18 protein-coding genes and 1 riboswitch are annotated in these 24,272 nt (G+C 72.9%); of the genes, 9 read left to right on the top strand and 9 right to left on the bottom strand.

Annotation, left to right across the window (positions count from 1 at the left end):
* Nucleotides 1–18 precede the first annotated feature (18 nt).
* Entirely contained in the window at nt 19–4,065 is a 4,047-nt protein-coding gene (locus tag ELX43_RS17385; RefSeq protein WP_127784519.1) for a non-ribosomal peptide synthetase, read from the top strand.
* 21 nt (nt 4,066–4,086) lie between these two features.
* On the opposite strand, the gene ELX43_RS17380 is transcribed toward ELX43_RS17385, so the two are convergent.
* Nucleotides 4,087–4,419, bottom strand: a complete 333-nt coding sequence (locus tag ELX43_RS17380) for a GNAT family N-acetyltransferase (RefSeq protein ID WP_127784518.1) — start codon at nt 4,417–4,419, stop codon at nt 4,087–4,089.
* A 180-nt stretch (nt 4,420–4,599) separates the two neighbouring features.
* Here ELX43_RS17380 and ELX43_RS17375 point away from each other — a divergent pair, with 180 nt between their 5' ends.
* From ELX43_RS17375 to ELX43_RS17355, 5 genes are all read left to right on the top strand, one after another.
* Nucleotides 4,600–5,502 carry an SDR family NAD(P)-dependent oxidoreductase gene (locus ELX43_RS17375; RefSeq protein ID WP_127784517.1) on the top strand — a complete coding sequence of 301 codons (903 nt, stop codon included), beginning with the start codon at nt 4,600–4,602 and terminating at the stop codon, nt 5,500–5,502.
* Nucleotides 5,503–5,804: 302 nt separating this feature from the next.
* Nucleotides 5,805–7,442 carry an acyl-CoA dehydrogenase family protein gene (locus tag ELX43_RS17370; protein ID WP_127784516.1) on the top strand — a complete coding sequence of 546 codons (1,638 nt, stop codon included), beginning with the start codon at nt 5,805–5,807 and terminating at the stop codon, nt 7,440–7,442.
* Nucleotides 7,443–7,537: 95 nt separating this feature from the next.
* Complete coding sequence (locus tag ELX43_RS17365) at nt 7,538–8,860, top strand: cytochrome P450 (protein ID WP_127784515.1); 1,323 nt, start codon at nt 7,538–7,540, stop codon at nt 8,858–8,860.
* Nucleotides 8,857–9,669, top strand: coding sequence for an SDR family NAD(P)-dependent oxidoreductase (locus tag ELX43_RS17360; RefSeq protein ID WP_127784514.1), 813 nt, complete (start codon nt 8,857–8,859; stop codon nt 9,667–9,669). Before ELX43_RS17365 ends, ELX43_RS17360 begins: the two co-directional genes overlap by 4 nt.
* Before the next feature lie 67 nt (nt 9,670–9,736).
* A complete protein-coding gene (locus ELX43_RS17355) occupies nt 9,737–10,306 on the top strand; it encodes a YqgE/AlgH family protein (protein WP_127784513.1) in 570 nt (189 codons plus the stop codon).
* Here the strand turns inward: ELX43_RS17355 and ELX43_RS17350 are convergent.
* From ELX43_RS17350 to ELX43_RS17340, 3 genes are all read right to left on the bottom strand, one after another.
* Nucleotides 10,194–11,087 (bottom strand): rhomboid-like protein, encoded by an 894-nt coding sequence (locus ELX43_RS17350; RefSeq protein ID WP_127784512.1) that lies wholly within the window; start codon nt 11,085–11,087, stop codon nt 10,194–10,196. The two genes, ELX43_RS17355 and ELX43_RS17350, sit on opposite strands and share 113 nt — an antisense overlap.
* A 285-nt stretch (nt 11,088–11,372) precedes the next feature.
* Nucleotides 11,373–12,575 (bottom strand): helix-turn-helix domain-containing protein, encoded by a 1,203-nt coding sequence (locus tag ELX43_RS17345; RefSeq protein WP_241249437.1) that lies wholly within the window; start codon nt 12,573–12,575, stop codon nt 11,373–11,375.
* Between the two features lie 3 nt (nt 12,576–12,578).
* Nucleotides 12,579–12,989: an SdpI family protein gene (locus ELX43_RS17340; protein WP_127784511.1), complete on the bottom strand. Its 411-nt coding sequence runs from the start codon at nt 12,987–12,989 to the stop codon at nt 12,579–12,581.
* 70 nt (nt 12,990–13,059) lie between these two features.
* On the opposite strand from ELX43_RS17340, the gene leuS reads away from it, so the two are divergent.
* Nucleotides 13,060–15,906 (top strand): leucine--tRNA ligase, encoded by a 2,847-nt coding sequence (leuS, locus tag ELX43_RS17335; protein WP_241249426.1) that lies wholly within the window; start codon nt 13,060–13,062, stop codon nt 15,904–15,906.
* 19 nt (nt 15,907–15,925) lie between these two features.
* On the opposite strand, the gene ELX43_RS17330 is transcribed toward leuS, so the two are convergent.
* From ELX43_RS17330 to ELX43_RS17315, 4 genes are all read right to left on the bottom strand, one after another.
* On the bottom strand, nt 15,926–16,627 hold the full coding sequence (locus ELX43_RS17330; RefSeq protein WP_127784510.1) for an SDR family oxidoreductase: 702 nt from the start codon (nt 16,625–16,627) through the stop codon (nt 15,926–15,928).
* A gap of 10 nt (nt 16,628–16,637) precedes the next feature.
* Nucleotides 16,638–17,543, bottom strand: coding sequence for an alpha/beta hydrolase (locus tag ELX43_RS17325; RefSeq protein ID WP_127784509.1), 906 nt, complete (start codon nt 17,541–17,543; stop codon nt 16,638–16,640).
* A gap of 171 nt (nt 17,544–17,714) precedes the next feature.
* Nucleotides 17,715–18,890, bottom strand: coding sequence for a DUF1214 domain-containing protein (locus tag ELX43_RS17320; RefSeq protein WP_127784508.1), 1,176 nt, complete (start codon nt 18,888–18,890; stop codon nt 17,715–17,717).
* Between the two features lie 208 nt (nt 18,891–19,098).
* Nucleotides 19,099–22,083: an AMP-binding protein gene (locus ELX43_RS17315; protein ID WP_127784507.1), complete on the bottom strand. Its 2,985-nt coding sequence runs from the start codon at nt 22,081–22,083 to the stop codon at nt 19,099–19,101.
* A gap of 113 nt (nt 22,084–22,196) precedes the next feature.
* Between ELX43_RS17315 and ELX43_RS17310 the strand changes: the two genes are divergently transcribed.
* On the top strand, nt 22,197–22,964 hold the full coding sequence (locus ELX43_RS17310) for a pirin family protein (protein ID WP_127784506.1): 768 nt from the start codon (nt 22,197–22,199) through the stop codon (nt 22,962–22,964).
* A 26-nt stretch (nt 22,965–22,990) separates the two neighbouring features.
* Here ELX43_RS17310 and ELX43_RS17305 read toward each other — a convergent pair whose 3' ends face one another.
* Nucleotides 22,991–23,305, bottom strand: a complete 315-nt coding sequence (locus ELX43_RS17305; RefSeq protein ID WP_206518057.1) for an SMR family transporter — start codon at nt 23,303–23,305, stop codon at nt 22,991–22,993.
* Between the two features lie 11 nt (nt 23,306–23,316).
* Nucleotides 23,317–23,382, bottom strand: a riboswitch (guanidine-III (ykkC-III) riboswitch).
* Between the two features lie 107 nt (nt 23,383–23,489).
* Here ELX43_RS17305 and ELX43_RS17300 point away from each other — a divergent pair.
* Entirely contained in the window at nt 23,490–24,272 is a 783-nt protein-coding gene (locus ELX43_RS17300; RefSeq protein ID WP_127784504.1) for an alpha/beta fold hydrolase, read from the top strand.

The following is a 24,272-nucleotide window of genomic DNA, read 5'->3' as shown; positions in this document are numbered from 1 at the left end:
GCAGGAGAGCCGGTACCGATGAGCACCACCCTGGACGCCCCGTCACCCACCCCCTCGCCGGCTGGGCCGCTGCGCCGCCCGCTGACCGAGGCGCAGCTGGCGCTGTGGATGGCGCACTGCCTGGACCCGACGAGCCCCGCGCTGTCCACCGCGGCGTACGTGGAGATCCCCGCACCGGTGGACCTGGCCGCGCTGCGCGAGGCCATCCGGCTGGTCAGCAGCGAGACCGAGAGCCTGCGGCTGGTGCTGGGCACCGGCGCCGACGGTGAGCCCTGGCAGCAGGTGGGCCCGCCGGTGCCCGCCCGGGTGGAGGTGGTCGACCTCACCGGGCACGTCGACCGACCGGCCGCGCACGCGGCGGCGCTGGAGTGGATGCACGCCGACCTCGCGCGCCCGGCCCAGCTGGACAGCACCGCCGCCCCGCTGCCCGGCGCGCTGGCCAACCCGCTCTACGGCGCAGCGCTGCTGGTGCTGCCCGGCGGCGACGTGCTCTGGTACCAGCGCGCACACCACCTCGCCGTCGACGGCTACGCCGTGGCGCTGCTGGAGCAGCGGGTGGCCGAGACCTACACCGCCCTGTGCGCGGGCGAGCCGGTGCCGGTGCGCCCCGACGGCGGCTTCGCCCAGGTGCTCGACGCCGAGCAGGACTACCGCACCAGCGACCAGCCCACCGCCGACCGGGAGTTCTGGACCGAGATGCTGGCCGAGGTGGAGCCCGCCCGCAGCCTCACCGACGGCACGGCTGCCCCCGCGGCCGTGGCGCTGTCCGCCACCGCCGAGCTGGGCCCGGAGGAGCTGGCCGCCGTCGAGGCCGCGGCCGAGGAGGCCGGGACGTCGTGGCTGGACCTGCTCTTCGCCGTGCACGCGGTGTACCTGCACCGGATGACCAGCAGCCAGCCGGTGCTGGGCATCCCGCAGATGAACCGCCTGGGCGGAGTGGGGGCCAGCACCCCCGCCATGGTCATGAACATCGCCGCCACCCCGGTGCCGGTGGCCCCCGACGACACGGTGGCCGACGTGGCCGCCACGGTCACCGCCCAGCGCCGTCGCCTGGCCCGGCACCGCCACTACCGCTACGAGCAGCTGCGCCGTGACCTGCGCCGCTCCGGGCCCGGCCAGCGGCTGTTCGGCCCCCTGGTCAACGTCATCGCCTACGCCCCCACGCTGTCCTTCCGCGGTGCTCCAGCCACCTCCCACACGCTCTCCACCGGTCCGGTGGAGGACCTGCACTTCACCGTGGTGCGCCGCCAGCGCGCGGCGGGACCGGCGCTGAGCCTGTCGGTGGAGGCCAACCCCGCCTGCTACGACGCGAGCGCCCCCGCCGCCCACCTGCACCGGGTGCTCGGGCTGCTGCGCAGCGTGGGCGAGCAGGGCGCCGGGGTGGCGGCCAGCACGGTCGAGGTGCTCACCGCCGAGGAGCGCGAGACCGTGCTGCACCGCTGGAACGACACCGCCCACCCGGTGCCGGACACCACGTTGGTGGCGCTGCTGGCCGAGCAGGCCGAGCGCACCCCGCACGCTCCGGCGGTCCGGGGCGCGGGTGGGGAGCTGACCTACGCCGAGCTGGCGCAGCGCTCCGACGCGCTGGCCGCGGCGCTGCGGGCCACCGGCGCGGGCCGGGGCACGGTGGTGGCCGTGGGGCTGCCGCGCGGTCCCGAGCTGCTGGTCACCCTGCACGCCGTGCTCAAGGCCGGCGCCGCCTACCTGCCGCTGGACCCCGGCTACCCCGAGCAGCGGCTGGCCTACCTGCTGACCGATGCCCGCCCCGCCTGCCTGGTCACCACCGCCGAGGTGGGGCTGGCCCACGTCGCCGCAGCTGCTGGCGTGCCCACCGTGGACCCGGCCGCCGCAGACCTGGCCGCCGCAGATCCGATCCCCGCAGGCCCGGCTGCGGCAGCCTCGCCGGAGGACCCGCGCCCGGAGGACCCCGCCTACGTCATCTACACCTCCGGCTCCACCGGAAACCCCAAGGGTGTGGTGGTCAGCCACCGGGCCATCGTCAACCGGCTGCTGTGGATGCAGGCCACCTACCCCATCGACGTGGCCGACCGGGTGCTGCAGAAGACCCCGTCCGGCTTCGACGTGTCGGTGTGGGAGCTGTTCTGGCCCAGCATCGCCGGGGCGGTGCTGGTGCTGGCCGAGCCGGGCGGGCACCGAGACCCCCGCTACCTGGCCGAGCTCATCGGCGCCGAGCGGATCACCACCGTGCACTTCGTCCCGTCCATGCTGCGGCTGTTCCTGGACGAGCTGGCCAGCGACGCCGCAGCCCGGTCGCGCTGCACGGTGGTGCTGCGCCAGGTGTTCTGCAGCGGGGAGGCACTGCCGGTGGAGTCGGCCGGACGTTTCCTGCGGAGCCTGCCCGGGGTGGACCTGCACAACCTCTACGGGCCCACCGAGGCTGCCGTGGACGTCACCGCCTGGACGTGCCGACCACACGACACCGAGACACCGATCGGGCGTCCGGTGTGGAACACCCGCACCTACGTCCTGGACGCCCACCAGCGGCCGGTCCCGGTGGGTGTCACCGGTGAGCTGTACCTGGCCGGCGTGCAGCTGGCCGAGGGCTACCTCCACCGCCCCGAGCTGACCGCGGAGCGCTTCCTGTCCGACCCGTTCGGCCCGGGGCGGATGTACCGCACCGGGGACCTGGTCCAGTGGCGCAGCGACGGCGCGCTGCGCTACCTGGGCCGCACCGACGGACAGGTGAAGCTGCGCGGCATGCGCATCGAGCTGGGCGAGGTCGAGAGCGCGCTGCGGCGGCTGCCGGCGGTGGCCGCCGCGGCGGTCCTGCTGCGAGAGGACCGCCCCGGCGACCAGCGGCTGGTGGGCTACGTGGTGACCGAGCCAAGCCACGGTGCGGAGCCCGGAGCTGACCTGCCCGGAGCTGACCTGCCCGGCGCCCTGCGGGCCGCGGTGGGCCGAGAGCTGCCGGCGCACCTGGTGCCCACCGCCGTGGTGGTGCTCGACGAGCTGCCGCTGTCGGCCAACGGCAAGCTGGACCGCGCGGCGCTGCCCGCCCCCACCCTGGCCACCGGGGCGCACACGGTGGCCGGCACCCCGCGCGACGAGCTGCTCTGCCGGCTGTTCGCCGAGGTGCTCGACGTCGGACAGGTGCGTCCGGACGACAACTTCTTCGACCTCGGCGGACACAGCCTGCTCGCCGCGGTGCTGGCCCGCAGCGTGACCGCGGCGCTCGGGACGGAGGTCTCCGTGGGCGCGGTGGTGGGAGCCGCCACCCCCCGACGGCTGGCAGCGGTGCTGGCAGACGGCGGCGAGCGCAGCGGGGACACGGGCACCGGCAGCGTGCTGACCTTGCGGGAGGGCACCGCCGCCCCGCTGTGGTGCGTGCACCCGGCCGGCGGGCTGGGCTGGTGCTACACCCGCCTGCTGCCGCACCTGCCCCCCGAGGTGGGGGTGCACGCCCTGCAGGCGGCCGGGCTCGCCGGCGGAACCGACGCCCTGCCCGCGTCCCTGGAGGAGATGGCGGCCAGCTACGTGCAGCTGCTGCAGCACCGCCAGCCGGAGGGTCCCTACCGGTTGCTGGGCTGGTCGGTCGGCGGAGCGGTCGCCCACGCCATGGCCGTGCAGCTGCGCGCCGCCGGGCAGGAGGTGGCCCTGCTGGCCCTGCTGGACGCCTACCCGGCCGAGCAGTGGCAGGGCTTGGAGCTGCCCGACGAGCAGGACTCCCGGCGGGCGCTGCTGACCATGGCCGGCATCGACCCGGAGACCGTGCCCGCGCTGGACACCGCCACCGTGGTGGCCGCCCTGCGCACCGCCAACAGCGCGATGGCCGAGCTGAGCCCGGAGGTGCTCTCGGCCATGGTGGCGGTGGTGGTGAGCAACACCGAGCTGATGCGGGCGCACCAACCGCAGCACTTCGACGGCGACGTGCTCTTCTTCGCCGCCACCGCGCCGCGCCGGGAGCACTGGCTCGACCCGCGCGGCTGGCAGGACCACGTGTCCGGCTCGGTGCGCGTGGTGGACCTGCCGTGCACCCACGCCGAGGTGATCGCCCCGCCGCACCTGCAGGTGGTGGGCGCGGAGCTCAGCACCCACCTGGGCTGAGCGCCCGCGGGACCAGCATGCTCAGCGGCGGTGGCGCAGGTCGGCGTGCTCGGGGTGCCGGTTGAGGTAGTCGTCGACGAAGGAGCACTGCGGATCGGCGGAGAGCCCCTGGTTGCGCACCTCGGCCAGGGCGGCGCCGATGAGCACCCCGCCCAGCCCGCGACCGCCCAGGCCGGGATCGACCTCGGTGTGGGTGAACACCATCCGGCCGGCGTGCACGCGGTAGTCGGCGAGCCCCACCAGGTTGCCGTCCACCCGCAGCTCGAACCGGCTCTCGTCCGGGTTGTTGGTCACCAGCGGGGCACCCAGCTCGCCGTGGGTCGCCTGGGTCCCGGCCGTGGTTGGCTCGGTCATCCTCGTCGCCTCCTGTGTCGGTCCGACAGCAGCCACGACGGCCACCGCGTGGGTCGAGTGTTCATCACCACGGGCCCGTTCCGCACCACGGGTTCGCCGACGCGGAGGTGGGCGGAGAGCGGCGCGCGGCTACCGTGTACCCGCTGGTAACCCCACCTGACTTCGATCGGAAGGATCCACATGTCCGAGATCACCTTTGATGACCGCGTAGCCATCGTGACCGGCGCGGGCGGCGGCCTGGGCCGCGCCTACGCCCTGGAGCTGGCGGCCCGCGGTGCCGCTGTCGTGGTCAACGACCTCGGCGGATCCGTCAACGGTGTCGGCGGCTCGGACAGCGCCGCCCAGAAGGTCGTCGACGAGATCGTCGCCAAGGGTGGCCGCGCGGCGGCCAACCACGACTCGGTGTCCACCCCCGAGGGCGGCGCGGCGATCGTGCAGACCGCCATCGACAGCTTCGGCAAGGTCGACATCGTCATCAACAACGCCGGCATCCTGCGGGACAAGAGCTTCCTGAAGATGTCCTGGGAGGACCTGGACGCGGTGCTCGACGTGCACCTGCGCGGCGCGTTCTACGTGAGCCAGCCGGCGTTCGCCAACATGAAGGAGCACGGCTACGGCCGCTTCGTCTTCACCGCCTCCAACGCGGGCGTGTTCGGCAACTTCGGCCAGGCCAACTACGGTGCGGCCAAGGCCGGCCTGGTGGGCCTGTCCAACGTGCTCGCCATCGAGGGCGCCAAGTCGAACATCAAGAGCAACGTGATCATGCCGGTGGCCTACACCCGCATGACCGAGGAGCTCCTCGGCGCCAACGGCGACCAGTTCTCCCCCGAGCTCGTCGTCCCGATGACGGTGTTCCTGGCCAGCGAGGCCAGCGAGCTCACCCACGAGGCCTTCTCCGCCCTGGGTGGTCGCTACGCCCGCGTCTTCACCGGCCTCACCCCGGGCTGGTTCGCCGGCAAGGGTGCCAAGCCGAGCGTCGAGGACATCGCCGCCAACCTGGAGCAGATCGAGAAGCAGGACGGCTACATCGTCCCCACCTCCATCGCCGACGAGCTGCAGTCGGTGCTGCCCCTCTTCGAGTAGTCCATCCCGGGGGTCCCGGAGCCCCTTGAGTGATGTTCTGAACAGTGATTCACTCCGTGCGTGGCCTACCGCAGGACGCCCGCCGTCCAGCAGCGACTGGACGCGGTGCGGCACGACCTGCTGCAGGCCGCGCACGGGCACCGTCTACCGGTACTTCCCCACCAAGGCAGAGCTCTTCGCCGAGGTCGTCCGCACCGCCTGCAGCCGTGAGGTCGCCGCGTCCACCGCGGCCGCGCAGGCGGTGCCGGACCCGGCCCGCGCCTGCCAGCGAGTGAGCGCCCAGCGCAGCATCGGAGGACGGCATGACGCCCACGCACGAGGTCACCAACCAGGTTCCGCCGCTGGTGGGCCACGACGCGGCTGACTGGCCCGTGCTGCTGGAGGGCCTGGCCCGCGAGGACGCCTCCTGGGTCACCGAGAGCCTGCACGAGCTGGGCCGCCTGGCCGGCAGCGAGCAGGCCCAGCAGTGGGGCGCCCTGGCCGAGGCACACCCACCGGTGCTGCGCACCCACGACCGCTACGGCCACCGGGTGGACGAGGTGGACTTCGACCCCGCCTACCACCAGCTGATGCAGACCGCGGTGGCCCACGGGCTGCACGGCTCGCCGTGGAGCGACCCCGGCCCCGGTGCGCACGTGGCCCGGGCCGCGAAGTTCCTGGTGTGGAGCACGGTGGACGCCGGCCACGGCTGCCCCATCTCCATGACCAACGCCGTCGTGCCGGCGCTGCGGGCCAACCCCGAGCTGGCCGCGGCCTACGAGCCGCTGCTGACCTCGCGGGAGTACGACTTCGGCCTGCGGGCGCCGCTGGGCAAGCGCGGGCTGATCGCCGGGATGTCCATGACCGAGAAGCAGGGCGGCTCCGACGTCCGGGCCAACACCACCCGCGCCGTCCCGGGCGGAGCCGGTACCTACCTGCTCACCGGGCACAAGTGGTTCACCTCCGCGCCCATGTCCGACGTCTTCCTGGTGCTCGCGCAGGAGGCCGACGCCGGCCTGTCCTGCTTCCTGCTGCCCCGGGTGCTGCCCGACGGCACCCGCAACCGGATGCACCTGCAGAGACTCAAGGACAAGCTGGGCAACCACTCCAACGCCAGCTCGGAGGTGGAGTACGACGAGGCGGTGGCCTGGCGCGTCGGGGAGCCCGGCCGCGGGGTGCGCACCATCATCGAGATGGTCAACATGACCCGGCTGGACTGCATCATCGGCAGCGCCGCCGGCATGCGCACCGGCATCGCCCAGGCCAGCCACCACGCCGCCCACCGGGCCGCCTTCGGCGCCCAGCTGGTGGACCAGCCGCTGATGCGCAACGTGCTGGCCGACCTGGCCGTGGAGGCCGAGGCGGCCACCACCGTGGCGCTGTGGCTGGCCGGGCTGACCGACCAGGCCGAGGCCGGCGACACCCACGCTGCGGCGCTGCGGCGCATCGGGCTGTCGGTGAGCAAGTACTTCGTCTGCAAGCGCGGCCCCGGCCATGCCGCGGAGGCGCTGGAGTGCTTGGGCGGCAACGGCTACGTCGAGGAGTCGGGCATGCCCAAGCTGTACCGGGAGGCTCCGCTGCTGAGCGTGTGGGAGGGCTCGGGCAACGTCGCCGCGCTGGACGGGCTGCGCGCGATGGCCCGCGAGCCGGAGGCGCTGGCGGTGTTCCTGGCGGAGCTGGACTCGGTGGCTGGCGCCGACCGCCGCCTGGACGCCGCCGTCGCCGTGGTCAAGCGCGACCTGGCCGACCCCGGCGACCTGGAGCACCGTGCCCGCCGCGTCGCCGAGCACCTGGCCCTGGCCCTGCAGGGGATGCTGCTGGTCCGTAGCGGCCACCCCGCGGTGGCGGACGCCTTCTGCGCCAGCCGCCTCGGTGGGGACTGGGGCAGCGTCTACGGCACCCTGCCGTCCGGGCTGGACACTGCCGCCATCGTCGCCCGCAGCACACCCAAGGTCGGGTGACGCCCTGACCAGCGGGATGCGGCGCAGGTGCTGAGAACGGTGCCGCGGCACGTACTGTTGACCCGTCGTTGCCCCCGTCGTTCAGGAACTGATGCATGAGCACCCAGGAGCAGACACCCGCCGCGGCCGCAGGTCAGTGCCCGGTTGCCCACGGCCGCAAGCCAGCCCGGGGGTCGCGCATGCCCGGGATCGCCCAGCTGTACCTGGGCCTGCGGCACACCATCGGCTTCTCCCGCTGGTCGCAGCGCCGCTTCGGCGACGTGCACGTGGCCAAGGCGTTCCCGATGGGCAAGTCGGTCTACATCGCCGACCCCGAGCTGGTGGCGGCGATCTTCGCCGGCCCGCACGACACGCTGCACGCCGGCGTCACCAACGGCATCTTCCTCAAGGCCATCTTCGGGGAGCGGGGCATCCTCTCCGTGGACGGGGAGGAGCACACCCAGACCCGCAAGGCCCTGATGCCGCCGTTCCGCGGCAAGGCCATCAACGGCTACGCCGACATCATGCGGGAGGAGACCGAGCGCCGGATCGCCTCCTGGAAGGTCGGCGACGAGATCAAGATGGTCGACGAGGCCCGCGCCATCACCCTCGAGGTCATCCTGCGCACCGTCTTCGGTGCGGTCAGCGGCCCGCAGATGGACGAGCTGCGCACCGCGGTGACCAAGGCCTCGGAGATCACCCTGGTCGGCAGCACCTGGATGGTCTTCCCCCAGCTGGGCAAGATCCCGCCGTGGCGGTCCTTCGACCGGCTCATCGCCCGCACCAACGAGCTGCTGGACGCCTTCATCGAGGAGCGCCGCGGTGCGTCCGACCTGGACGAGCGCACCGACACGTTGTCCCTGCTGGTGCGCAGCTCGGGCAAGGACAACGAGTGGCTGCGCAACCAGCTGATGTCGCTGGTGGGCGCCGGGCACGAGACCACCACCACCTCCCTGGCCTGGGCGATGGAGCTGCTCTCCCGGCACCCCGCGGTGCGGGAGAAGGCGCGAACCTCTGACGACAGCTACCTCGACGCCGTGGTCAACGAGACGCTGCGGATGCGCACCGTGCTGCCTGGGGTGGGCCGCAAGACGAGCCGGTCGATCGAGCTGGGCGGCTACACCTTCGGCAAGGGCACCATGCTCAACCCGCAGCTGGAGGCCATCCACAACGACCCGAAGATCTGGGGCGACCCGGAGGTGTTCCGGCCGGAGCGGTTCCTGGACCGCAAGCTCGCCACCAACGAGTTCATCCCCTACGGCGGCGGCAAGCGGCGCTGCATCGGTGCGCTGTTCGCGCACAAGGAGATGGTGGTGGCGCTGCGGACCATCCTGGACGCGATGGACTTCGAGCACGTTGGACCCGCGGCGGAGAAGCACAAGCACTCCCACGTGACCATGGCCCCGGCCAAGGGCGGCCTGATCCGGCGGACCCGGTGAAGGCGCGCCGCGGGTATGCGGGCAAGACCGCGGTGGTCACCGGCGCAGGCTCGGGCATCGGCCGGGCGCTGGCCCTGAACCTGGCCGAGCGGGGCGCCCGGCTGGCGCTGAGCGACGTGCAGGGCGACGCCGTGCAGGAGACCGTGCGGCAGTGCCAGGAGCAGGGGGCGCAGGCCCGGGCGTGGAAGCTCGACGTCAGCGACCGGGAGGCGGTGCTCGCCCACGCCGAGGAGGTGGTCGAGCACTTCGGCGGGGTGGACCTGGTGGTCAACAACGCGGGGGTGTCGGTCACCGGCCGGGTCGCCGAGCTCACCGACGCCGACCACCGCTGGATCATGGGCATCAACTACTTCGGCATGGTGCACGGCACGCAGGCCTTCCTGCCGCACCTCGCGGCCAGCGGCGACGGCCAGCTGGCCAACGTCTCCAGCGTCTTCGGGCTGATGGCCTTTCCCAAGCAGGCCGCCTACAACGGCTCGAAGTTCGCCATCCGCGGCTTCACCGAGGCGCTGCGGATGGAGCTGCTGGCTGACCAGGTGCCGGTGCAGGTGAGCCTGGTCCACCCCGGGGGGGTGCGCAGCAACATCGCCGAGAACGCCCGGGTGACCGCCTCGGAGAACAAAATGGAGTCGGCCAAGGCGTTCAACAAGATCGCCATGACCACCCCGCAGGGCGCTGCACGGTCCATCATGCGCGGGCTGGAGCGGGAGAAGCCGCGGATCCTGGTGGGCCCGGACTCCCGGGTGATCGCCGCCCTGCCGCGGCTGCTCGGCGCCCGCTACCAGGGGCTCGTGCACCGCCTCGGCTGAGCGGGCCCGCATCGCGGCGAACCGAGTTCCACCCGCCGCCGACCACCGGCGATGGCAGGATTGAGGCGTGGAGCTGACGCAGGTGCGGTCGGGGTCGTTGCTGGTGTCCTCGGTCGAGCTGGTGGAGCAGACCTTTCGCCGCACGGTGATCTACGTGATCGAGCACAACGAGCTCGGCAGCCTCGGCGTGGTGCTCAACCGTCCCAGCGACACGGCAGTGCACGACGTGCTGCCCGGCTGGGCGCCGCACACGGTGCGCCCGCAGGCGCTGTTCGTGGGTGGGCCGGTCAAGCGGGACTCCGCGCTGTGCCTCGGCCTGCTGCGTCCCGGGGCGGACGCCGACGGGGTCTCCGGCCTGCGCCCGGTGCACGGGCGGGTGGTGATGGTGGACCTGGACGCGGAGCCCGACGAGCTGGCGCCGGTGCTCGAGGGCGTGCGGATCTTCGTGGGCTACGCGGGCTGGTCGGCCGGGCAGCTGGAGGCCGAGCTGGAGCGGGAGGACTGGCTGGTGGTGCCGGCGCTGCCTAGCGACGTGGTGGTACCAGGGCGCGTCGACCTGTGGGGACGGGTGCTGCGACGACAACCGATGCCGATGGCGCTGCTGGCGACGCACCCGATCGAGCTGGAGCGCAACTGACCGGCAGGTCCGCACGGCCCACCGGGCGGATCCGGGTGGCCAGCACCACCACGGCCGCCAGCACCGGGGCCGACCACCAGCCGGGCGTCGCCCACCCCACGATGCACAGCCCGAACAGCGACGCCCACGCCAGCAGGGCCAGCGAGCCGCGGGTGGTCATCGGGCGGCGCGGGGTGAGCGGGTGGCGCCGGTGGACCAGCGCCGCGAGCACCAGACCCACCACGCCGGCCACCAGGTGGCCCACCGCGGTGAACGTGGGCGCGCTGAGAACCGCCTGCACCGCCAGCACCAGCCACACCGCGGCCCAGGTCAGCCGCCAGCCGCGCGGGACGGCGAAGGTGAGGGCGGTGAGCACGGCGAACACCCCGTAGCTCACGCCGACGTCGGTGGCCTGGCTCCACGAGACCGGGAACCAGCCGCTGCTGATGCCGAACCACAGGCCCACCGCCACCAGCGAGGTGGCGAGGAGGTGGCCCGCCACGAAGGTGCTGAGCATCCGCCAGCCGCCCCAGGCCCGCTCGGCCAGCGCGAGGGTGGCGCCCACGCCCAGGCAGGTGAACCACACCGGGCCCTCGGCGATGACGAAGGCGCTGGAGACCAGGGTGCTCAGCCGCCACTGGCTGAGGTTGTGCACGTTGGTGCTGGCCGCGGAGATCACCGCGTCCTTCCAGTGCGTGCCGACCGTGCTCAGCGCCAGCCCGACCGTGCCCAGGGCGCCGAGGTAGGACAGCGTCACCGGCACCGAGCGCCCGATGCGGGGCAGGCGTCGAAGGTGCAGCATCAGCGGGGCTCCCGTCCTCGTCCAGACCCACCCACACCCTGGCGAGGCTGCGTGGTCGCCGTAGCCGAGCTGTGGCCGGGCCGTCACCTCGCAGTGTGCCGCGGTCGCAAGGTGTGCGCAGCGATCCGGGCCACTCGGTTCACCGGGGAGGCGGCGCGTGGCCGTCGATCGCCCTGGGCGCCTAGGTCACTGCTCCAGGTGCGACCGTCCTCACGTCGCCGCCCTCCCCCCGGGACGGCCCGAAGAGGGCGTCAAGGGCCCTGAACGCCCCGCGGAAGAAGGGGGTCAGGGCAGGGGGACGTGCGGCCAGTCGAGGAGCTTGGCGCCCATGATGGCCACCTGCAGGGGGAACTGCTGCGACGGCTCGGTGGGGTCGTGGCCGGTGAGCTGCTGCACACGCTCCAGGCGGTAGGTCACCGCCCGCACCGACAGGTGCAGCCGGCGGGCGGTGAGGGCGGCGTTGCCACCGGAGCCGAAGTAGGCGGCCAGGGTGGCCAGCAGCGGCTCTGCCCCACCACGGGCCTCCAGCAGCGGGGTGAGCACGCTGCGCACCAGGTCGCTGATGGCCGGGCGGTCACGCAGCATCACGTGGTAGACCAGCATGTCCTTGGCGTCGACCACCGGGTCCTGCAGGTCCAGGCGCCCGGCTAGGTCGAGGGCGTCACGAGCCTCCTGGTAGGACGCCACCACCCCCTCGGCGCCCACCCCGGGACGGCCCACCCCGATCTGCCACGTCCGGGCGCGTGCCTCGGCCGCGTCGGGGCGCGGGCCCAGCCGCGAGGTGAGCTGGTGCATCACGTGGCTGACCGCATCCGGGTCGGGCGCCGGAAACACCACGATGAGGTGGCCCTCCTTGCTGGCCACCAGCGCGTCGGAGTCGCCCTTGCTGCCCAGCACGGCGCGCTCCAGCATGCCGATCAGCGGGGTGCCGTCGGAGAAGGGGCGCTCGGCGGCCACCACCGCCACCGCGTGCGGGCCGGACAGGTGCAGGCCGAACCCGGCGGCACGCTGCAGCACGCTGGCCACCCCGGCGCCACCGGTGAGCAGGTCGTCGATGAACTCCCGACGGGCCGACTCCTCGCTGCGCACCAGCGTCCGCTGAGCCAGCTGGAACCCCTCGGCCAGCGCCGCCACCACGTCGTCCACCGCGCGCAGCATCACCTCGCCGGCCACCACCACCGCCTCCGGGTCACGGCGCGCGCCCACCACGGCGGGCAGGTGCCGCCACAGCCGCCAGGCCGCGGAGGAGTACAGGTCCAGCAGCGCGCGCAGGGCCACTCCCTGGCGGGCGGCGGTCTCCCCGAACGGTTGGTAGCCGGTGAGCTGGCGGCGGGTGAGCGGACGCCCGGACACCACGGCCGCGGTCACCACCGGCAGGAAGTCGCCCAGCAGCTCCACGGGCAGGCCACCGGCGTCCTCGGCGCCAGCGGCGGCAACCTCGGCCAGCACGCTCGCCGAGACCCCACCGTCCGGCCGCGTGCTGGTCACCGGCTAGCCCTGCCTGGCGTCCAGCAGCGAGCAGCCCGTGCACGACGCGCACTGCTCGGGAGCGCAGCTCGGGGCCGCCTCCGCGGCGCGGGCGCCCAGCGCGCCACCAGCACCCGCGGTCACCAGCGCGGCGGCCACGGCCACCAGCACGGCCACCGGTCGCAGCCACCCGTCCAGGCCCAGCAGCGCGCCCGCGCCCACGGCGCAGAACGCGGCGGCGGCGAGCATCGGTGCTGCGGCCACCTTGTTGGCCACGCGGAAGGCGTCGTCGCTGGCCAGCGAGGCGGGGGTGCGCACGCCGGCCCACCGGTTGCGGGGCAGCCGCTGCAGCAGTCCGGCGAGCGCCACGGCCGCGAGGGCGAGGGCAGCCACGACGAGCAGCACGGCGAGGACGAGGGCGACGGTGTCGAGCACGGGACAAGGGTACGAGCACCCGCTGAGCAGGGCGGCAGGACCCTCTCGGCCGCCGACTACGCTGCTGACCGTGAGTACCGAAGAGATCCCCTCGTTCCGCTACACGGCCGAGCTGGCCGGTGAGCTGGAGCAGCGCTGGCAGACCCGCTGGGCCGAGCAGAACACCTTTGCCGCACCCAACCCGGTGGGCCCGCTGGCCGACGGGCCGGTGCCCGCGGACAAGCTCTTCGTGCAGGACATGTTCCCCTACCCCTCCGGCGCTGGCCTGCACGTCGGGCACCCGCTGGGGTTCATCGCCACCGACGTCTACGCCCGCTACCACCGCATGGTCGGGCGCAACGTGCTGCACACCATGGGCTTCGACGCCTTCGGCCTGCCGGCCGAGCAGTACGCGGTGCAGACGGGCACCCACCCGCGCACCACCACCGAGGCCAACATCGAGCGCTACCTGGCGCAGATCCGCCGGCTGGGCCTGGGCCACGACGAGCGCCGCCGGGTGGCCACCACCGACGTCGAGTTCTACAAGTGGACACAGTGGATCTTCCTGCAGATCCACGGCTCCTACTACGACACCGACGCCGACAAGGCCCGCCCGATCGCCGAGCTGGTGGCCCAGTACGAGGCGGGCACCCGCGAGCTGGCCGATGGCCGGGCGTGGGCGGAGCTCTCCCGCACCGAGCAGCGTCGCGTGGTCGACTCCCACCGCCTGGTGTACCTGTCGGAGTCGCCGGTGAACTGGTGCCCCGGCCTGGGCACGGTGCTGGCCAACGAGGAGGTCACCGCCGACGGGCGCAGCGACCGCGGCAACTTCCCGGTGTTCCGGCGCACCCTGCGCCAGTGGATGATGCGGATCACCGCCTACAACGACCGCCTCATCGACGACCTCGACCTGCTGGACTGGCCGGAGAAGGTCAAGACCATGCAGCGCAACTGGATCGGTCGGTCCCGCGGCGCGCAGGTCAGCTTCGCGGTGAGCCCGGCCGAGGTGGACGCCCCGGTCGAGGCCCCGGCGGTCGAGGTGTTCACCACCCGCCCGGACACCCTCTTCGGCGCCACCTACGTGGTGCTGGCCCCGGAGCACCCGCTGGTGGACCAGCTCACCGCCGCCGCCTGGCCGGAGGGGGTGGACGAGCGCTGGACCGGCGGCGCGCCCACGCCCGCCGAGGCGGTGGCCACCTACCGCAGCACCGCCGCGGCCAAGACCGACATGGAGCGCCAGGAGAACAAGCAGAAGACCGGGGTGTTCACCGGCTCCTACGCCACCAACCCGGTCAACGGGGCCCAGGTCCCGGTGTTCGTGGCTGACTACGTGCTGATGGGCTACGGCACTGGCGCCATCATGGCCGTGCCCGCCCAGGACTCCCGCGACTGGGACTTCGCCACCGCGTTCGGCCTGGACATCGTGCGCACCATCGCCCCGCCGGAGGGCTTCACCGACGGGGCCTACCTGGGCGACGGCGTGGCCATCAACAGCGGCTTCCTCGACGGCATGCGGGTGGAGGAGGCCAAGGCCACCATCATCGCGTGGCTGGAGGAGCGCGGCCTGGGCCGCGGCACCGTGCAGTACAAGCTGCGCGACTGGCTCTTCGCCCGCCAGCGCTACTGGGGCGAGCCGTTCCCCATCGTCTTCGACGACGCCGGCGCGCCGGTGGCCCTGCCGGAGAGCATGCTGCCCGTCGAGCTGCCCGAGGTGGCCGACTACCAGCCGGTGAGCTTCGACCCCGAGGACGCCGAGTCCGAGCCGGCCCCGCCGCTGGCGAAGGCCAGTGACTGGCTGAACCTGGAGCTGGACCTGGGCGACGGGCTGCAGCACTACTCCCGCGACGCCAACGTCATGCCGCAGTGGGCGGGCAGCTCCTGGTACCAGCTGCGCTACATCGACCCCACCAACGACGAGCAGTTCTGCGCCCCGGAGAACGAGGCGTACTGGATGGGTCCGCGCCCCGACGTGCACGGCCCCAACGATCCCGGCGGGCTGGACCTGTACGTCGGTGGCGTGGAGCACGCGGTGCTGCACCTGCTCTACAGCCGGTTCTGGCACAAGGTGCTGCACGACCTGGGGCACGTGAGCTCGCTAGAGCCGTATCGGCGTCTCTACAACCAGGGCTACATTCAGGCATACGCCTATACCGACTCCCGGGGCGTCTACGTGCCCGCCGACGAGGTGACCGAGGCCGACGGCAAGTACTTCCACCAGGGCCAGGAGGTGAACCGCGAGTACGGGAAGATGGGCAAGAGCCTGAAGAACTCCGTCTCCCCGGACGAGATGGCCGACGCCTACGGCGCCGACACCCTGCGCGTGTACGAGATGTCCATGGGTCCGCTGGACACCTCCCGCCCCTGGGCCACCAAGGACGTGGTGGGCGCCTACCGCTTCCTGCAGCGGCTGTGGCGGTCGGTGGTGGACGAGAGCACCGGTGAGCTGCGCGTGGTGGACGACCAGCCGGGCGAGGAGACGCTGCGGCTGCTGCACAAGACCATCGCCGGGGTGTCCGAGGACTACGTGGCGCTGCGCAACAACACCGCCACCGCCAAGCTGATCGAGCTGACCAACCACCTCACCAAGGCCTACCCCGGTGGTGCGCCGCGCACGGTGGCCGAGGCCCTGGTGCTCATGGTCGCCCCGCTGGCCCCGCACCTGGCCGAGGAGCTGTGGCAGCGGCTGGGCCACGCCGAGTCGCTGGTCAAGGGCCCGTTCCCGACCGCGGACGAGCGCTGGCTGGTGGCCGACACCCTGGAGTACCCGGTGCAGGTGGGCGGCAAGGTTCGCTCGGTGATCACCGTGCCCGCCGACGCCGACAAGGACGCCGTGCTCGCCGCGGCCCTGGCCGACGAGAAGATCGCGGCGCTGGTGGACGGCAAGGAGCCGCGCAAGGTGATCTACGTGCCCGGCCGCCTGGTCAACGTCGTCCTGTAGCGCGGTGGTTCCCTAGCCGTCAGCGGGTGAGCGGGCGGAGCACCAGCTCGGTGTACTGCCCGTCCTCGCCGGCCAGCACGGCGGTGAGCACGGCGGAGGCCACCGACTCCGGGGTGAGGTACTTGTTCGGTTCGTACTCCCCGCCCTCGGTGCGCCGCAGCTCGCGCTGCATGTCGGTGTCCACCCGGCCCGGGTGCACCGAGGTGACGCGCACGCCGTTGTCGGCCTCCTCCGCGCGCAGCGAGTCGGCCAGCGCGCGCAGCGCGAACTTGCTGGCGGCGTAGGCGCTCCACCCGGGGTTGGCGTTGATCCCGGCGCCGGAGTTGATCATCACCACGTGCCCGCGGGCGCTGCGCAGCGCGGGCAGCAGCAGGCGGGTCAGCTCGGCCACGGCCACCACGTTGAGGTCGAGCATCGCCCGCCACTGCGCGGCGGAGGTGCTGGCCACCGGGCCGATGCCGCCCATGCCCGCGGAGTGCACCAGCACGTCCAGCGTCGCGACGTCGGCGCAGGCGGCGGCCAGGGCGTCGTCGTCGGTGATCTCCACCGGCCACGGCTGTGCACCGGGGAGCTCCGCGGCCAGGCGCTCCAGGGCGGCCACGTCACGACCGCCCAGCAGCACGTCGTGAGTGGTGTGCAGCGCGCGGGCGGTGGCCGCACCGATGCCGCGGGTGGCGCCGGTGACGAGGGCGGTGGGACGGGTGCGTGCGGTGCTCGGCATGCGGCTGAGGCTACCGAGCGGGTGCGGCCGCCGTCCGGCTGGAGAAGTTCAGCAGCAGCTCGGCGACGCCGTCGGGAACCTCCAGCTGCGGGCAGTGGCCGAAGCCGGGCAGCACCACCAGCTCGCTGTCGGGCAGGGTGTCCATCAGCTCCTCGCTGCCACCCACCAGGGTGAGCCGGTCGCGGGAGCCCCAGATGGCCAGCACCGGGCAGTCCAGGGTGAGGGTGTCTGCGGCGGCCTTGATCTCCCGGATGATGGCCGGGCCCGCCCCGAGGATGCGCCGCACGTCGGCCCGCTGGCGGAACTGCTCGGCGTAGGCCTTCACCGCCTCGGCGTCGGCCAGCGCGTGGTTGCCGCAGGCCATTCGCGCGAAGGCCTTGCCCACCATCGCCTCCATCAGGCGGTTGGGCACGAACGGCACTCGCAGCAGGTTGGTGGCCAGGCCCGCGTGCTCGGCGTAGCGGATCAACCGGGAGTGGCCGAAGCCCGCCGGGGAGATGGCCACCACCCCGCCCAGCTCGCTGGTGACCGCGGCGGCGGTGCGCAGCGAGGCCAGCGCGCCCAGGCTGTTGCCCACCAGGATGGTGTCCGGGCCGCTGCGCTCGAGCAGCTCGGCCACGAACCCCTCGATCTGCGGGAGCATCGCCCCGGGCCGGGTGCGGTCGGCGCGGCCGTAGCCGGGCATGTCCACCGCGGTGGCCTGCTGCCCCCGCGCCGCCAGCTCCCGCATCACCGGTCGCCAGGTGTCGGCGGTGTCGGAGAAGCCGTGCAGCATCAGCATGGGCGGTCCGCCGCCGTCCACGGACAGGCTGCGGCTGCGAAAGCCGTTGGCCCGGACGCGGCGCTCGGTGATCACCGGAGTCCCGCGCACCACGGCGCAGGGGCGGTGGTCATGAAGCATGCTCGGCATCGCCATGGTGCGGTCTCCTCGAGTACGACAGTGGACTCCCACCGCAGCATGCCCCAGCGCGGCACCCCGGGCGAGATGGATTCCCGGACGCGTCAGGACCGTTGCGCCCCTGTGTCCCTTCCGAGTCCGGGTGTCCCTTCCGAGCCCCGCGGCTTCGGGGGGCCGGTGCGCAGCTGCTCAGCCGGGCATGCGGTCGGCCACCTGGGCCTGGCGCTGGGCGATGCGCTGCGCCCACGCCTGCGGGGTGATGGCGTTGCGCTCGGCGTAGGGCAGGTGCTGTGCCACCTCGGCCACCGGCACGATCTCCATGGTGGGGCCGTCGGCGGCGGTCATCGGCCGCCCCACCCGGTGCCAGCGGAACTGCAGGTAGCCGCGCGAGTGGCCCAGCGTCTCCAGCCAGTTGGTCACGCCGGGGTTGCGCTCGCTCACCACCAGCCGCATCTTGCCGTCCGGGTCCACCTGACCCTGGGAGCGGTTGAGCGAGGTCTGGTGGTTGACGTAGTCCAGCGAGACGTACCAGAGGCTGCCCAGCTGGAAGCCCAGGTAGGGGGAGTCCTCCTCGCTGGGCACCGGGATGGTGATGATGATGGCCTGGTCCTCGGCGAGGTCGTAGTGGCCCACCGAGGAGTACTGGGTGGTGAGGCCGCCCGGGGTGATGCGCGGCTCGGTGAGGGTGTTCACCGGCAGCTTGAGGTAGAACCACTCGGGGAACTGCAGCCAGGTCTTCACCCGGGTGACCAGGTCGCGGCCGGCCCGGTCGTAGCGGCGCTGGGCGGTGTCGCGGTCCAGCGGGGCCGGGGCGGTGCCCATGGCGTCGGCCCGCTGGATGCGGATGGTGCCGCGCTTCTCCGACCAGTCGTTGTAGACCTCGCGCACCACCAGCGTGGTCGAGCCCGGGGCCAGGGTGACGTAGTTGCGCCGCCCATTGGCGGGCTCGGGTCCGAAGCGGACCTCGAAGGTGCCGTCCGCGGCCACGTCGATCTCGCGGTCGTCGAAGGCGGCGGCGCTGCCGGGGACGTTGTCGTCGGTGTAGCCCCCGGCGATCACCTGGAAGGCCAGGTCCACCGTGGTCCCGCGCACGCCGGTGACCACGTACTCGGTGTCGGCGTGCACCCGGGTGCCGTAGTAGAAGGTGTCCGGGTTGTCCAGCCCCTGCTTGGTGTAGAGGCTCGTGCCCTCGGTGAAGGTGGGGTGGGTCTTGTCGGTGGCCCAGGCGGAGTGGGTGGCGCCGAGGATGCACCCGGCCAGGTACTGGTAGCCCTCCACCAGGTCCTGCTCGCTGCGCACGTGCGGTGCGCTCTCGATGAGCTTCTCGGCCTCGGCGATGGCGGCGGTGTACGAGTCGGTCAGCACGAGGCGCTCCTGGGGTTCGCGGGCACGGGCTCAATAACTAGAAATCATTTCAGTGAGCATAGGTGCGCCCGCCGACGCCGGTCAACGACTTCTCGTCCCCGCGAGATCCTCACCCGCCCCGCCGAGGACCCGAGAAGGGAGACCATTGACGTGGCCTAGTCGCCGCGCCGGCGTGCACCACCAGAGCAGCCGAGCTTTTCCGGTGTGCTCAGGCGGGGTCGCGAACCTCGGCGCGGCGCGCCGAGGCGGGCTTGCTGGCCGACAGCGTGCGGCGCCGAGCCGCGGTGAGGGGCACGTAGGCGTTCTTTCGGGGGTCGTGCCACCACGTGGTCGGGCCGGGCTTGGGCAGCCCGGCGGAGCGCAGCTCGGTGGTGTCCAGCCGGTAGACCGTGGTGGTGGGCACGGAGTCCACCACGTGCACCAGGTCGGGTCGCAGGTGCGGCGCCAGCGAGGACAGCGCGGCGGTGACGTCCTGGGTGGTGAGCTCGCGACCGTGGCGCAGCGTCACCGCGGCCACCGCGTAGACCTCGCCGTCCACCGGGGAGGGCACCGGGTAGGTGGCGCACAGGTCCACCCCCCAGGTGTCGCTGAGCGCGTACTGCACGGGCAGCTGGAACACCACGCCGTGCGAGGTGCGCATCAGGGTGGCGACGTTGTCCACCAGCCAGTGGTCGCCGTCGGCGTCCACCCAGAACAGGTCGCCGGTGGCGTGCCAGGCGTCTTCCCTGGCGAACACCCCCCGCAGCGGGCTGTCGGTGATGGCGTCCATGGCGTTGTCCGCCCGCGCCAGCAGCATGCCGATCTCGTCGGTGCCCGCCTGCCGGGCGTAGCCGCGCTCGTCCTCGATGAAGGCGTTGCGGTCCACGTCGTAGGCGGCCACGCGCAGCCGCGCGGTGCCGGGCAGGGCGCGGCCCATCGAGCCGGGCTTGGTGGCACGACGGTTGACCAGGATGGCCTCGCCCTCGGTGGTGGCGTAGAACTCCACCACCTTGGCCGGGGCGAAGCGCTCGGTGAGCCGGCGGGTGAGCCCCCGCGGGGCGCCGGAGCCGAGGAACAGCCGCACCGGGTGGTAGGCCTCCCCGGGCTGCACCGGCGCCTCCACCAGGGCGTGCAGCATGGTCCAGGTGTAGGACACCACGGTCACCCCGTAGCGGCGGACCTCCTCCCAGAAGGTGGCGGGGTCGAAGCCGGTGGTGAACGCGATCCGCGACCCGCTGGCCAGCGCCGCACCCAGGGTGGTCATCAGCCCCGAGGGGTGGTGCAGCGGGGTGAGGCAGAACAGGGTGTCCACCGGCGACAGCGACGCCGAGGAGGCGGTGCCGAACGCCGACAGCGCCCACCGGTGGTTGGAGATGCGCCGCACCCGGGTCTGGGCCGGGCTGCCGGTGAACAGGATGAAGGCCAGGTCGGCGGCGCGCCCCAGGTTGGGCCGGTACCACGACGGCACGGTCACCGCCGCGGGGTCGATCCGCTCCATGTCGATCACGCCGTCCAGCTCGCGCGGGTCACCGCCGCCACCGAGGACGTACACCGGGCCGATCTCGGCCGCCACCGCGTGGCTGGCCAGCTCGGGGTCGGCGATCACCCGGGTGATCCCCCCCAGCTTCGCCTCCTTGGCGGTGTCGCCGTCGGGGCGCAGCATCACGGCCACGGCACCCACCCGGCTGAGGGCGGCCAGCACGGTGAAGGCGCTGGGGCGGGTCTCCATGAGCACACCGACGTGCTCGCCCTGGCGCACCCCGGTGCTGAGCAGGCCCCGCACGACGTTGTCGATGCGCTCCTTGACCTTGCCGTGGGTGTGCGCCCGGCCGGCGAACATGAAGCAGACGTCCTCGGGCGCGCGGTCGGCCTGCTCGTCCAGCAGCGAGGCCATCGAGATGCGGGTGCGCGGGGTGATCTGCTCGAGGCGGGCCAGGCGCGGCAGCTGGGAGAACGCCTCGCCACCGAGCTCGGCCACCAGCCGGGCACTGCGGGTGGCGGCGCTGACCAGCGACCGGGAGGTGCCCAGCCCCACGTCAGCGACCAGGTTCACGCCCTGGGTGAGCACCGACGGCCCGTGCGAGCGCGGGTTCTCCGAACCCAGCTCGGCCACCGCCTGCGGACGTGGACCCTGGCCGGCCAGCCAGTGGAGCCAGCCAGCCACGGTCGGCCACACCACGGTGTTGGACGCCGAGCCCACCACCAGGCCGAAGTGCCCGGCCCGGATGGGCATCTCGTGAACCTCGGCCTGGGGCGCGGCGTGGCCGATGGCCCGGCAGGCGGCGGCGGGTGCAATGGAGTCGGCGGTGCCGACCACCGCGAAGACGGGGCAGGTGATGTCGGCCAGGGTGACCGACTCCTCGTCGATGACGAAGCCGCCCTCCAGCATCCGGTTCTGCACCACGAACTGGGTGAGCAGCTCGGCCACGGCTGGACCCGACCAGGCGACGAAGCCCTCACCCCCGAGGAAGCGGCGCTGGCGCTCCCGGGGCAGCAGCGCCTCCCTGTCGTGCAGCTGCAGCACGAACTCCACCTGCGAGCGCACCGACTTGACCGGGTCGAGCAGCCGGAAGCCGGTGTTGGACAGCCACGCCGGGACCTGGTGGCGTGGGAAGACGTGCTCGGCCAGGAATCCGGCAGCGCGCAGGGTGAGGTCCTCGGGCAGGCCGAAGTGGTCGATGATCGGCCGGGTGTCCACCGCGCTGCCGAAGGTCACCACGCTGACCAGGTTCTTGCTGCGCCGGTAGGCGGCGGCCTGGTAGCAGAACATGCCGCCCTGGGAGTAGCCGGCGAGGGAGATGTCGTGGCCCACCGCCTCGCACACCAGGTCGACCGCCTCGTTGATGGCGAGGACGTGGTCGGTGAGGTTGCGCTCCAGGCCACCCTCCTCGCGGTCGGGTGCGCCGAAGTCGATCACCCAGGTGTCGATGCCCAGCGAGTCGAGCACGGTGACGGCGCTGGAGCTGTGCGAGACGTCGAAGACCCCGGCGTCGAGCATCATCGGCGGCACCAGCAGCGCCACCGGACGGTCGCGTGCATCGTCGGCGGCGGGGAAGTAGTGGCGCAGCCGGAAGTTGCGACGCTCGGTCACCACCTCGTAGGGCGCGGACTCGTCCTCGGTGTCCAGCCCGCCCAGGCGGAGCACCTCCAGGCCGTTGAGCACTGACGACCCCAACCGCCCCAGCGGCCCCCGCACCGCCTCAACCGGGTTCATGGCGCGTTCCTCCCCCTCGTCGCGCGGATGGTCGCGCGGATGCCTGTGCAGAGACTAGTCAGGACGGGCAGCGAGAATGGCGAGGGCAGAGTCGACTGACGGGAGAACGTGGCGTGGCTACCGACATTCGCCGGGCGCAGGACCGCCTGCACACCAAGATCGACTGGTTGGACTCCCGGCACTCCTTCTCCTTCGGCTCGCACTACGACCCGGACAACACCCACTTCGGTCTCCTGCTGGTGAACAACGACGACACGGTCGCTGCGGGTGCGGGTTTCGACACGCATCCGCACCGGGACATGGAAATCGTCACCTGGGTGCTGAGCGGTTCCCTGGTGCACCAGGACTCCGAGGGCCACAACGGGGTGATCTACCCGGGACTGGCGCAGCGGATGAGCGCGGGAACCGGGATCCAGCACTCGGAGAAGAACGACTCCTGGCGGCTCACCGGCGCGGCCGAGCACCACGAGCCGGTGCACCTCGTGCAGATGTGGGTGCCACCGGACGAGCCCGGCCTGCCTCCGGGCTACGAACAGCTGGAGATCGGTGACGAGCTCGCCCGCGGCGGGCTGGTGCCGCTGGCGTCGGGAATGACCAAGCACCGCGGTGCTGCGGCCATCCGGATCAACCAGCGCCACGCCGCCCTGCACGTGGCGCGGCTCGCCCCTGGCGCCCAGGTGGAGCTGCCGGCCGCGGTGTTCGCGCACCTGTTCGTGGCGGTCGGCGAGGTGGCGCTGGAGGACGGGACGGAGGGTGCGCCGAACCTGGTGGCCGGCGACGCGGCCCGGGTGACCGGCAGCGAGTGTCAGCGGGTGGTGGCCGGAGGCTGCGGTGCCGAGGTCCTGGTGTGGGAGATGCACACCAGGATGGGCGACCTCTGAGGGGTGGCTCAGCTGATGAGGCCGGGTCAGCTGATGAGGCGCAGCCCGATGACGCAGCCCACGATGCCCAGCAGCAGCAGGATCCGCATCGGCGAGGCCGCCTCGGTGCCGGTCGCCATCGCGTAGGCCACGGTGAGGACCGCACCGATGCCCACCCACACCGCGTAGCCCGTGCCCACCGGCAGCTCCCGCAGCGCGTACGCCAGCCCGCCCATGCTGGCCACCAGCGCCACCGCGAACACCATCGTGGGCACCGGCCGCGTCAAGCCGTCCGAGCGCCCCAGCGCCGACGCCCACACCGCTTCCAGCACGCCCGACAGGACGAGAACGAGCCAGGACACCACGACCTCCATGCGCGCCGTCTTGTCGCTGTCCGGGTACGGCGGTGCTCGTCCGGTGAGCCGGGTGGACCCGCCTCCTTTGTCCCACAGGTGTCACAGCCGAGGCAAGCTGCTCCCCGACCCCGCTGCCCGGACCCGCGCGAGCCGTGGCGCACAGCACGTTTGGACCAGGCAGGATGAGCTCATGCAGCTTGCCTACGAGGTTCACGGTCGCGGCCCCACCCTGGTGCTGGTGCACGGGTTGACCCACCGTCGCCAGGCGTGGGACCCGGTGCTGCCCGAGCTGGTCCAGCGTCGTCGCGTGGTCACCGTCGACCTGCCCGGCCACGGCGACTCCCCGCTGGTGCCCCCGGGCACCAAGGACGTGCACAGGGTGATCCTGGACGCGGTGGACGGGATGCTCGACGAGCTGGCCCCGGACGAGGCGCGGCCGCACGTCGCGGGCAACTCGCTGGGCGGCTGGGTAGCGCTGCAGCTGGCCGCCCGCGGCCGCGTCGCCTCGGCGACGGCGCTGTCGCCCGCCGGCTTCGGCACCAGCCGCGCCGACCGGCTGCTCACCAAGGTGGTCTTCCGCGGCTCCCGGAGCCTGGCCCGGGCGAACGGGGAGCGGCTGCCGGCGATGCTGCGCAACCCGCTGCTGCGCTCGGTGAGCCTGGCGCCGTTCTTCGGCAAGCCCTGGCGGGTGGACCCGGCGGCCGCGCTGGCGGACGCCCACGCCCTGATGAGCAACGGCGTGGTGGACCAGATCCTGGACCAGGGGTTCCCGGACGAGGACCTGACCGCCCCGGAGGTGCCGGTGACCATCGCGTGGGGACGCCGTGACCTGCTGCTGCCGGTCCACCAGGTGCGTGCTGCTCGTCGCCGCTACCCGCAGGCCAAGGTGGTGGTGCTGCCTGGGCTCGGCCACGTGCCCATGTCCGACGACCCGGTGCGGGTGGGCATGGCGCTGCTGGCCGGAAGTGCCTGA

Source organism: Rhodococcus sp. X156 (genome assembly GCF_004006015.1).
In the GTDB taxonomy this organism is placed as follows: Bacteria; Actinomycetota; Actinomycetes; order Mycobacteriales; family Mycobacteriaceae; genus X156.
This window is presented reverse-complemented; position numbering and strand designations above follow the sequence as displayed.